Origin of the sequence: Streptosporangium sp. NPDC049644 (assembly GCF_040675205.1) — a bacterium.
GTDB classification, from domain to species: domain Bacteria; phylum Actinomycetota; class Actinomycetes; order Streptosporangiales; family Streptosporangiaceae; genus Streptosporangium; species Streptosporangium fukuiense.
Window position 1 is genome coordinate 1 of record NZ_JBFAOJ010000160.1, and the last position, 11,680, is coordinate 11,680.

The following is an 11,680-nucleotide window of genomic DNA, read 5'->3' on the forward strand; positions in this document are numbered from 1 at the left end:
CCTTCGACCGCGTCCACCTCCGACACCGAAAGCCCCGCCCCGGCCAGCGCCTGGCGGATCACCCGCTGCTGCGACGGACCATTCGGCGCCGTCAGCCCATTGGAGGCTCCGTCCTGGTTGATCGCCGAACCGCGCACGATCGCGAGCACCTGGTGGCCGTTGCGGCGGGCGTCCGACAGCCGCTCCAGCACCAGCACGCCCACGCCCTCGGACCAGCCCGCGCCGTCTGCCGCGTCGGAGTAGGACTTGCACCGGCCGTCGGGGGCCAGGCCGCCCTGCCCCGTGAAGTCGATGAACGGCCCCGGGGTGGCCATCACGGTCACACCGCCGGCCAGCGCCAGCGAGCAGTCGCCGCCGCGCAGCGCCTGGGCGGCGAGGTGCAACGCCACCAGCGAAGACGAGCACGCCGTATCCACCGTCACCGCCGGGCCCTCCAAACCCAGCGTGTACGACAGGCGGCCGGTCGCGACGCTGCCCGCGGTGCCGGTGCCCATGAAGCCCAGCACGTCCGCCGGGAAGGGCACGCTGTTCGCGTAATCGTGGTACATCACGCCGGCGAACACGCCCGTGTGGCTGCCGCGCAGCGAGACCGGGTCGATCCCGGCCCGCTCGACGGCCTCCCAGGTCACTTCGAGCAGCAGCCGCTGCTGCGGGTCCATCGCCAGCGCCTCGCGCGGCGAGATCCCGAAGAAGCCGGGGTCGAACTCTCCGGCTTCGTGCAGGAAGCCGCCTGCCTGGACGTAGTTGACGGCTTGGCCCTCGGTGCCCGGATAGAGCGCGTCACGGCTCCAGCCGCGTGTCGTCGGGAAGGGCGAGATCGCGTCCGCGCCCTCGGTGACCAGCCGCCACAGGTCCTGCGGAGAGGCGACCCCGCCCGGATAGCGGCACGCCATGCCGACGATGACGATCGGGTCATCCGCGACCGGCACGATGGACGTGGGGATGACCGCGTCGGCGTGCTCGCCGAGCAGTTCGGCCAGCAGGTACTCCGCCAGCAGCGCCGGTGTCGGGTAGTCGAACACCAGCGTGGACGGCAACCGCAGCCCGGTCGCGCCGTTCAGCCGGTTGCGCAGCTCGACGGCGGTGAGGGAGTCGAAGCCCAGCTCACGGAACTCCCGCCGCACCTCCACCGTGTCCGGCGAGGCGTAGCCCAGCACGACTGCCACCTCGGTGCGTACCAGGTCCACCAGGACCTCGGTGCGCTCGGCCACTGCCAGGGGAGCCAGGCGCTGCAGCAGCGTCGCGGCCACCACCGAGCCGGACGCCGCCGACCGCCGGCCGCCCCGTACCAGGCCGCGCAGCAGTGCGGGAACATCGCCCTGCGTCCGCAGTGCCGACGGCTCAAGCCGGACCGGGACCAGCAGCGCGTGCTCCAGCGCGGTGGCGGCCTCGAACAGCGCGAGGCCCTGTTCCAGCGACAGCGCCGGCATCCCCGCCCGCGCCATGCGGCGCATTTCGGTCTCATCCAGCGTGCCGGTCATTCCGATGTCCTGGGTCCAGGCGCCCCAGGCCAGCGAGAGCGCGGGCAGTCCGGCGGCCCTCCGCTGCTGGGCCAGCGAGTCCAGGAAGACGTTGGCGGCGGCGTAGTTGCCCTGACCGGCGTTGCCCATCACCCCGGCGAGGGAGGAGAAGAGCACGAACGCCGCGAGGTCCAGGTCCTTGGTGAGCTCGTGCAGGTGCCAGGCGGCGTCCGCCTTGGGACGCAGCACCGTCTCCAGGCTCTCGGCCGTCAACGACGAAATCGTGCCGTCGGCCAGGACACCCGCCGTGTGAATGACCGCGGTCAGCGGATGCTCGGCCGGGACCTCGCCCAGGAGCGCCGCCACCTGGTCCCGGTCGGACACATCGCAGGCGACGATCTCGACCTCGGCGCCGTACGCGATCAGCTCGGCGCGCAGTTCCAGGGCTCCGGGAGCCTCCGGCCCCCGCCGACCGGCCAGCAGCAGACGCCGTACGCCGCGCTCCGCCACCACATGCCGCGCGAACGACGCGCCGAGGCCACCGGTGCCACCGGTGATCAGTACCGTGCCTTCGGGGTCCCAGGCCCTGATCCCGGCCTCGTCCAGGTCATCGCCGAGCGGCACGCGCGCCAGGCGCGGTACCCGCACGGCACCCTCGCGTACCGCCACCTGTGGCTCGCCCGAGGCCGACGCGGCGTCCAGCACGTGCGGCAGGGCCGGCAGCGAGGACTCATGGGAGTCCACGTCGACCAGTGCGAACCGGCCGGGCTCCTCCCACTGCGCGGACCGCACGAGTCCCCACACCGCGGCGGCGGCCAGGTCCGTCACGGTCTCGCCCTCGTCCGCCGCGACGGCGCCCGTGGTCACGAACACCAGCCGGGAGCGGTGGCAGCGGTCATCGGCCAGCCAGGCCCGCAGCAGGTCCAGCGCCGCGGCGGTCAGATCGTGCACCGATGTGATCACGTCGCCGTGCCCGGCGGAGCCGACCGCGACGGTCACCACCTCGGGTACCGTCTCCAGCGCCGCCAGCGCCGCCGCCGGATCGGATGCCGGCGTCAAGGCCAGTTCGGCGGAGTCGAGCTCGGGGGCGACCGCCGACCTCTCGGGCAGCGCCGTCCAGGTCAGGTGGAACAGCGAGTCCCGGCGCGGGTCGCGACCGCCGCCCAGGGCGGCGTGGCCGGCGATCGGCCGCAACACCAGTGACCGCGCCGACAGCACCGACTCCCCGGCGGTGTCCAGCGCGAGCACCGAGACCGCGTCGCCGCCGGTCCTGGCCAGCCGGACCCGCAGCACCGACGCGCCACCGGCGTGCAGGCACACCTCACCCCACGAGAACGGCAGCCGGCCGCCCTCGGCGTCGTCCAGTCCGGCGAAGCTCACCGCGTGCAGCGCCGCGTCCAGCAGCGCGGGGTGCATCCCGAACGCGCCCGCGCTCGACGCCGCCTGCTCGGGCAGGACGACCTCGGCGAACACCTCGCCATCGGCGCCCCGCCAGGCGGCCCGCAGGCCCTGGAACACCGGGCCGTAGTGGAAGCCGCCCGCGGCGAACCGGTCGTACAGGTCGTCCACTTGGATGGGCGTGGCGTCACGCGGCGGCCACACCGCCGGGTCGAAGCCGGTCGTGTCGCCGGCGCGGGACCCGGCCGCCGCCAGCACGCCGATGGCGTGCCGTACCCAGGGCTCCTCGTCGGCGGCCTCGGCGGGGCGGGCGTAGATGCTCAGGTTGCGGCGGCCGGACTCGGCCGCCGAGCCCACCCACACCTGAACCGCGACGGCGTCCCGCTCGCCGAGTACGAGGGGCGTGGTCAGGGTCAGCTCCTCGACCAGGTCGCAGCCGACCTGGTCACCCGCCCGGATCGCCAGCTCCAGGAAGCCGGTGCCGGGGAAGATGACCGTGCCGCCGACCGCGTGGTCGGCCAGCCACGGATGCGAGCGCAGCGACAGCCGCCCGGTCAGCAGCACTCCGGGCGAGTCGGCCAGCCCGACCGCGACACTCAGCAGCGGGTGCCCAGCGGCGGTCAGCCCCGCGGCCGCCGCGTTCCCCGGCTGGGCGCCGCCGGCGTCGGGCCAGTAGCGCCGCCGCTGGAACGCGTACGTGGGCACCTCTATCCGGCGCCCGCCCTGGAGCACCGCCTGCCAGTCCACCGGCACCCCGCGCACGTGCAGCTCGGCCAGCGCCGCCATGATCGCGGTCTGCTCGTCGCGGTCCTTGCGCAGCACCGGCACCAGCACCACGTCCGAGCCCGGATCGGCCAGGGTGTCCTGGGCCATCGCGGTCAGCACGCCGTCCGGCCCGAGTTCCAGGTAGGCGGTCACTCCCTGCCGGTGCAGCACCTGTACGGCGTCGGCGAAGCGCACCGCGCTCCGCACCTGGTCCGCCCAGTAGTCCGGCGAGCACAGTTGCCCGGCCGTGGCCATCTCGCCGGTCAGGGTGGACACGATGGGGATCTTCGGCGGGTTGTAGGTGAGCGTCCCGGCCAGGGTGCGGAAGTCCGCCAGCATCGGCTCCATCAACGGCGAATGGAAGGCGTGCGACACCCGCAGCCGCCGGGTCTTGACGCCTCTTTCCGCCAGCGCGTCCGCGAGTTCGAGTACGGCCTGCTCGGCTCCGGAGATCACCACCGACGCCGGGCCGTTCACCGCGGCGACCGACACCTCACCCTCGCGCCCGGCCAGCAGGCCGGCGACCTCATCCTCGGCGGCCTGCACCGCCACCATCGCCCCACCGGACGGCAGCGCCTGCATCAGCCGGGCTCGCGCCGCCACGAGCGCGCACGCGTCCTGGAGGGACAGCACCCCGGCCACGTGCGCCGCGGTGATCTCACCGATCGAATGCCCGGCCAGCACCTCCGGCCGCACCCCCCACGACTCCACCAGCCGGAACAGCGCCGTCTCCACCGCGAACAACGCCGGCTGCGCCCACCCGGTCTGGTGCAGTTCCTCCGACTCAGCGAACAGCACCTCCCTCAACGACCCATCCAGCAACGGGTCCAGTCCGGCGATCACCTCGTCCAACGCCTGCGCGAACACCGGGAACCGGTCGTACAGCTCACGGCCCATCCCGGCCCGCTGGCTGCCCTGACCGGTGAACAACACCGCCGGCTTCGGCTCGGCGGCGGCCGGTCCGCGCAGCACGTTCGCGCCCGGCCGGTCTTCGGCCAGTGCCCGCAGGCCGGCGACCGCGCCCTCAAGGTCGGCGGCCACCACGGCCGCCCGGTACTCGAACGCCGAGCGCGCGGTGGCCATCGAGAAGGCCACATCGGCCAGGCGCAGACCGGGCTCGCCTTCCACGTACGACGCGAGCCGCTCGGCCTGCGCGCGCAACGCCTCCGCCGACCGGCCCGAAACCATGACCGGTACGGCACCGGCGGGCGCGGGCGGACGCTCCTCGGACTCGGCGTCCGGCGCTTCGGCCCGCTCGATGATCAGGTGCGCGTTGGTGCCGCTGATCCCGAACGACGACACCGCCGCCCGGCGGGGGTGATCGGCCCGGGGCCACTCCGCCGGCTCGGTCAGCAGCTCGACCGCCCCGGCCGACCAGTCCACGTGCGAGGACGGCTCGTCCACGTGCAGCGTCTTGGGCAGCACTCCGTGCCGCATGGCCATGACCATCTTGATCACGCCGGCCACACCGGCGGCCGCCTGCGTGTGGCCGATGTTCGACTTGATCGACCCCAGCAGCAGCGGACGGTCCTCCGGTCGGCCCTGCCCGTAGGTCGCCAGCAGCGCCTGCGCCTCGATCGGGTCGCCCAGCGCCGTGCCCGTGCCGTGGCCCTCCACCACGTCCACCTCGGCGGCGGTCAGGCCCGCCCCGGCCAGGGCCTGGCGGATCACCCGCTGCTGAGAGGGACCGTTCGGCGCGGTCAGGCCATTGGACGCGCCGTCCTGGTTGACCGCCGAACCGCGCATGACGGCCAGCACCTCATGGCCGTTGCGGCGCGCGTCCGACAGCCGCTCCAGCACCACCAGGCCCACGCCCTCGGCCCAGCTCGTGCCGTCGGCGGCGTCGGAGTAGGACTTGCACCGCCCGTCGGCGGCCAGCCCGCCCTGGGCGCTGAACTCCATGATGCCCATCGGGTTGGCCACCACGGTCACACCGCCCGCCAGCGCCAGCGAGCACTCGCCGGAGCGCAGCGCCTGCGCGGCCAGGTGCATCGCCACGAGGGAGGAGGAGCACGCGGTGTCCACCGTCACCGCCGGGCCCTCAAGCCCCAGGGTGTAGGACAGCCGGCCCGAGGTCACGCTGCCCGCCTGGCCCGTCACCATGAAGCCGCGGGCCTCATCCGACGGGGCGTAGCCGGAGGCGCTGGCGCCGATGTAGACACCCGTATAGCTGCCCCGCAGGGACAGCGGGTCGATCCCGGCCCGCTCGACCGCCTCCCACGACACCTCGAGGAGCAGCCGCTGCTGCGGGTCCATGGCCAGCGCCTCGCGCGGCGAGATGCCGAAGAACCCGGCGTCGAACTCCGCGGCGCCGGACATGAACCCGCCCTGGAAGTCCAGCTCGCCGTGCATCTGCCAGCCCCGGTCGCCCGGCAGCGGGGAGACGGCGTCGCGCCCCTCGGTGACGAACCGCCATAGATCCTCCGGAGAGCGCACCTCGCCGGGGTAGCGGCAGGCCATCGATACGATCACGATCGGGTCGTCGGCCACCGACGCGATCGCCGTCGGCACGATGACGTCGCCGTGCTCGCCCAGCAGCTCGGCCAGCAGGAACTCCGCCAGCAGCACGGGAGTCGGGTAGTCGAACACCAGGGTGGCGGGCAGCCGCAGCCCGGTCGCGACGTTGAGCCGGTTGCGCAGCTCCACCGCGGTCAGCGAGTCGAAGCCCAGCTCGCGGAACTCCCGGCGCACCTCCACCATCTGGGGTGAGGTGTGCCCGAGCACCGAGGCCGCCTGGGCCCGGACCAGGTCGGTCACCAGGCGGGTCCGATCGGCGTGGGCCAGCCCGCCCAGTTGCCGCAGCAGCGCCCCGTCGGCACCCGAGACCGGGGCCGCCGCCGTACGGCGGGTGCCGCGCACCAGCGAGCGGAGCAGCGGCGGGACCTCGCCGAACGCGCGCAACGCCGGCAGGTTCAGCCGCGCCGGTGCGACCATCGGGGTGTCGCAGCCCAGGACCGCGTCGAACAGCGCCAGGCCCTCGGCGAAGGAGAGCAGGTGGAAGCCCCCCGCCGTCAGCCGCCGCAGCTCGGCGTCGGTGAGCTCGCCGGCCATGCCGGCATCCGCCGCCCACGGTCCCCACGCCAGGGACAGGCTGGGCATGCTGTGGGCGCGGCGGTACTGGGCCAGCGCGTCCAGGTAGGCGTTGGCCGCCGCGTAGCCGCCCAGCCCCGGGCCGCCGACCACCGCGGCCATCGAGGAGTACATGACGAAGGCGGCCAGATCCTCGTCACGGGTGAGCTCGTGCAGGTGCCAGGCGCCCTCGGCCTTGGGCCCGAACACGGTGGCCAGCCGATGCTCGTCCAGCGACGGGATCATGCCGTCGTCGCGGACGCCCGCGGCGTGGACGACCGCGGTGAGCGGGTGCTCCGCGGGCACGCCGGCGACCAGCTCCGCCACCTGGTCCCGGTCCGCCAGGTCGCAGGCGACGATGGTGACCTCGGCCCCATGGGCGATCAGCTCGGCCCGCAACTCCACCGCGCCCGGGGCGTCCAGGCCCCTCCGCCCGGCCAGGAGCAGGTGCCGGACCCCGTGCTCGGCCACCAGGTGCCGGGCCAGATGGCCGCCCAGGCCGCCCGTGCCACCCGTGATCAGGACGGTGCCGTCGGCATCCAGGCGCGGCGGGCCGTCTCCATCCGGGGTCAGGCGCACCAGCCGGGGAACGCGCGCCACGCGGTCGCGGATCGCCACCTGCGGCTCGCCGCAGGCCAGCGCCCGGGGCAGGGCCGACAGCGCGGTCCCGGGCTCGTCCACGTCGACCAGCACGAAGCGGTCCGGGTTCTCGGCCTGCGCGACACGTACGAGCCCCCAGACGGCCGCCGCCGCCGGATCCGCGGCCACCCCGTCGCCCTCGACCGCGCCAGAGGTGACCAGCACCAGCCTGGACTCGGCGAACCGGTCGTCGGACAGCCACGCCCTGAGCAGGTCCAGCACCCGGCCGGTCAGCTCCCGCGCCGCCGCGCCGCCCGCCTCCACGGGGGAGGCGATCTCGACGGCCACGACGTCCGGCACCCGGTCCAACTCGGCCAGGCCCGCCTCGGACCAGTCCAGCTCGACGCAGTTCAGCCCGGCCACCGCGTCCACGGGCGAGATGACCGTCGGCGCGAGCACCCACTCCAGCGCGAAGAGCGCGTCGCGCTCCGGCCCGCCGGAGGCGATCATCTGGTCCGCCGACACCGGACGGAACACCAGCGACTCGGCCGTCAGCACCGGCGCGCCCTCGGCGTCCACCGCCGCCAGCGACACCGAACCGGTCCCGGTCTTGACCAGCCGCACGCGCAGCGCCGAAGCGCCGTTGGCGTGCAGGCAGACGCCACCCCAGGAGAACAGCAGCCGGCCCTGGCCCGGCTCCACCAGATCCATGAACGCGGCCGGCTGCAACGCCGCGTCCAGGAGGGCGGGGTGCAGGCCGAACGAGCCGGCGTCGCCGACCTCCTCGGGCACCTCGGCCTCGGCGAAGAACTCCTCATCACGCTGCCAGACGGCCCGCAGCCCCTTGAAGGTGGGCCCGTAGACGACGCCGCCGTCGGCCAGTTGGTCGTACAGCCCGTCCAGCGGGATCGGCACCGCCCCCTCGGGCGGCCACACGGCCGTGTCGAAGCGTGCCGCACGCACGCCGACCCCCATCTCACCGGCCGCGTGCCGCACCCAGGGCGCGTCCGGCACGTCGGCGGGCCGGGCGTAGATGGCCAGATTCCTTCGGCCTGTCTCGTCGGACGCGCTCACCACCACCTGTACGGCGATGGCGGTGTCGGCGGCGAGCACCAGCGGCGCCGCCAGGGTGAGCTCCTCCACCCGGTCGCAGCCGACCTGGTCCGCCGCCCGGATCGCCAGCTCCAGGAACCCGGTGCCGGCGAACAGCGCCGTGTCGGCCACCGCGTGATCGGCGAGCCAGGCGTGCGTGCGCACCGACATCAGGCCGGTGAGCACCGCGCCGTCGGAGTCGGCGAGCCCGACGGCGGCGCCCAGCAGCGGATGCCGAGCCGCGGTGAGGCCGAGCCCGCGGGCGTCGGCGATCCGCACTCCGCTCGGCCAGTAACGCCGGTGCTGGAAGGCGTACGTCGGCAGGCCGACCTGGCGGCCACCTTCGAGCACGCTCTGCCAGTCCACCGCCACGCCGCGTACGAACAGCTCGGCCGCCGAGACCAGCACCCGGTCCAGCCCGCCCTCATCCCGGCGCAACGTCCCGGCGACCACGGCGGTGACGCCCGCCGCGTCCACCGCCTGCTCGATCCCCAACGTCAGCAGCGGATGCGGGCCGACCTCGACGAAGGTCCGATACCGCTCTTCCAGCAGCCGCTCGATCGCCGGAGCGAACTCCACCGTCTCGCGCACGTTCGCATACCAGTAGCCCGTGTCGAGCTCCGTGCCGTCCAGCCACTGCCCGGTAGCGGTCGACAGCATCGGCACCCGCGCAGCACGCGGCGCCACCTCCGCCAAAGCGGCCAGCAACTCCTCCCGCAGCGGGTCGACCTGCGGCGAATGCGCGGCGAAGTCCGCCCCGGCCAACTGCCAGCGCATCACACCATCGGCCGACAGCCGCCGCTCCAGCACCCGCATCGCATCCGGATCACCGGCCACCGTCACCACCCGAGGCCCGTTCACCGCCGCGATCGCGATCCGATCCAGCAGACCCTCCGCGGCCAGCACCGCGTGAACCTGCTCCGCCGGAGCCATCACCGACAACATCACCCCATGCCCGGACAGCCGGTCGGCGATCAGACGACTGCGCAGCGCCACCACCCGGGCACCGTCCTGCACCGACAGGCCACCCGCCACGACCGCCGCCGCGATCTCACCCTGCGAATGACCCACCACCGCGTCCGGGCGCAGGCCCAGCGACTCCCACACCGCCGCCAGCGACACCATCACCGCGAACGACACCGGCTGGACCACATCGACCCGATCCAGGCCCGGCGCGCCCTCCACCTGGCGGATCACGTCCAGCAGCGACCAGTCCACGAACGGCTCCAACGCCGCCGCGCACTCCGCCATCCGGCCCGCGAAGATCGCCGACTCCTCAAGCAGCGCCGCGCCCATCCCGGCCCACTGCGCACCCTGACCCGGGAACACCCACACCGACTTGCCATCGACGTCGGCCACACCGCGCACCACGCGGGACGCCTGGTCACCGGCCTCCACCGCGGCGAGACCGGCCAGCAGCTCCTCGCGATCCGCGCCGATCACCACCGCGCGGTGCTCGAACACCGACCGCGTCGTGACCAGCGACAGCCCCACGTCCACCGGGTCGAGATCGGCGTTCAGGTGCGACGCGAGCCGCCCGGCCTGCGCCGACAGCGCCTCATCCGTGCGGCCCGAGATCACCCAGGGCACGACGCCACCGACCGGAGGCGCGGGCTCGGCCACCGCCGGTTCCGCGTCCGGCCCCTGCTCCAGGATCAGGTGGGCGTTGGTGCCGCTGATTCCGAACGACGACACGCCCGCCCGGCGTGGACGGCCGGTCTCCGGCCACTCCACCGGCTCGGTCAGCACTTCCACCGCACCCGAGGCCCAGTCCACATGCGACGAAAGCGCATCCACGTGCAGCGTCTTCGGCAGCGTGCCATGCCGCATCGCCATGACCATCTTGATCACACCGGCGACACCGGCGGCCGCCTGGGTGTGACCGATGTTCGACTTGATCGAGCCCAGCAGCAGCGGCCGGTCATCCGGCCGGTCCTGGCCGTAGGTCGCCAGCAGGGCCTGGGCCTCGATCGGATCGCCCAGGACCGTACCGGTGCCGTGCGCCTCGACCGCGTCCACGTCGGCGGAAGTCAGGCCGGCGACGGCCAGAGCCTTGCGGATCACCCGCCGCTGGGACGGGCCGTTCGGGGCGGTCAGGCCGTTGGAGGCGCCGTCCTGGTTGATCGCCGAGCCACGCACCACCCCCAGCACCTGGTGACCGTTGCGCCGAGCGTCCGACAGCCGCTCCAGCATCACCAGGCCGATGCCTTCCGACCAGCCGATACCGTCGGCCGAGTCGGAGAACGCCTTGCACCGGGCATCCGGCGCGAGCCCGCCCTGCTCGCCAAGTTCCCCGAAGGCCCCGAGGCTCGCTATGACGGTGACCCCACCGGCCACGGCGAGCGAGCACTCTCCGTTGCGCAGGGCCTGCGCCGCCAGATGCAACGCCACGAGGGACGACGAGCACGCGGTGTCCACCGTCACCGCCGGGCCTTCCAGCCCGAAGGTGTAGGAGATCCGGCCGGAGGCCACACTGGCGAGGCTGCCGGTCATGATGTGGCCGCGGGACTCCTCGCCAGGCGCGTAGCCCGCAGAGCCGACGGAACCGATGAAGACGCCGGTGTCGCTGCCCCGCAACGCGTCCGGGTCGATGCCGGCGCGTTCGATCGCCTCCCATGACACCTCAAGCAGCAGGCGCTGCTGCGGGTCCATCGCCAGCGCCTCACGCGGCGAGATCCGGAAGAACTCCGCGTCGAACTCGGGCGCGTCGAAGATGAACCCGCCCTTGAGCCCGAGGTCGCCGTGGCTCTGCCAGCCCCGGTCGGTGGGGAGCGGCGTGATGGCGTCCTGTCCTTCGAGGGCCAGCCGCCACAGGTCCTCCGGGGAGTTGACCCCGCCGGGGAAACGGCAGGCCATCGAGACGATGACGATGGGATCGTCGGCCGTCAACGGCGCGGCCACCGGCAGCATGACGTCGCCGTGCGTGCCCAGCACCTCGCTCAGCAGGTACTCGCCGAGCACGGTGGGGGTGGGATAGTCGAATACGGCGGTCGAAGGCAGCCTAAGGCCGGTGGCGGAGTTGAGCCGGTTGCGCAGCTCGATCGCGGTCAGCGAGTCGAAGCCCAGCTCGCGGAACTCGCGGCGCGCCTGAACCGCCTCCAGCGACGGATGCCCGAGGACGGCGGCGGCCTGGGCGCGGACCAGATCGACCACGAACCGGGCGCGGTCGGCCTGCGTCAGACCGGCCAACTGCCGCAGCAGCACCCCCTCCCCTGCGGCGGGCGCCGACGCCGCCGTGCGGCGGGTGCTCCGCACCAGGCCGCGCAGCAGCGGCGGAATCTGGTCCTGAGGCAGCGGCGGCAGGTTCAGCCGTACCG

Annotated in this window: 1 protein-coding gene; it reads right to left on the reverse strand. The window is 73.8% G+C overall.

The window, feature by feature from the left end:
- Positions 1 to 11,680, reverse strand: an 11,680-nt coding sequence (locus AB0J58_RS42405; RefSeq protein ID WP_364226999.1) for an SDR family NAD(P)-dependent oxidoreductase, incomplete at both ends; no start/stop codon positions are given.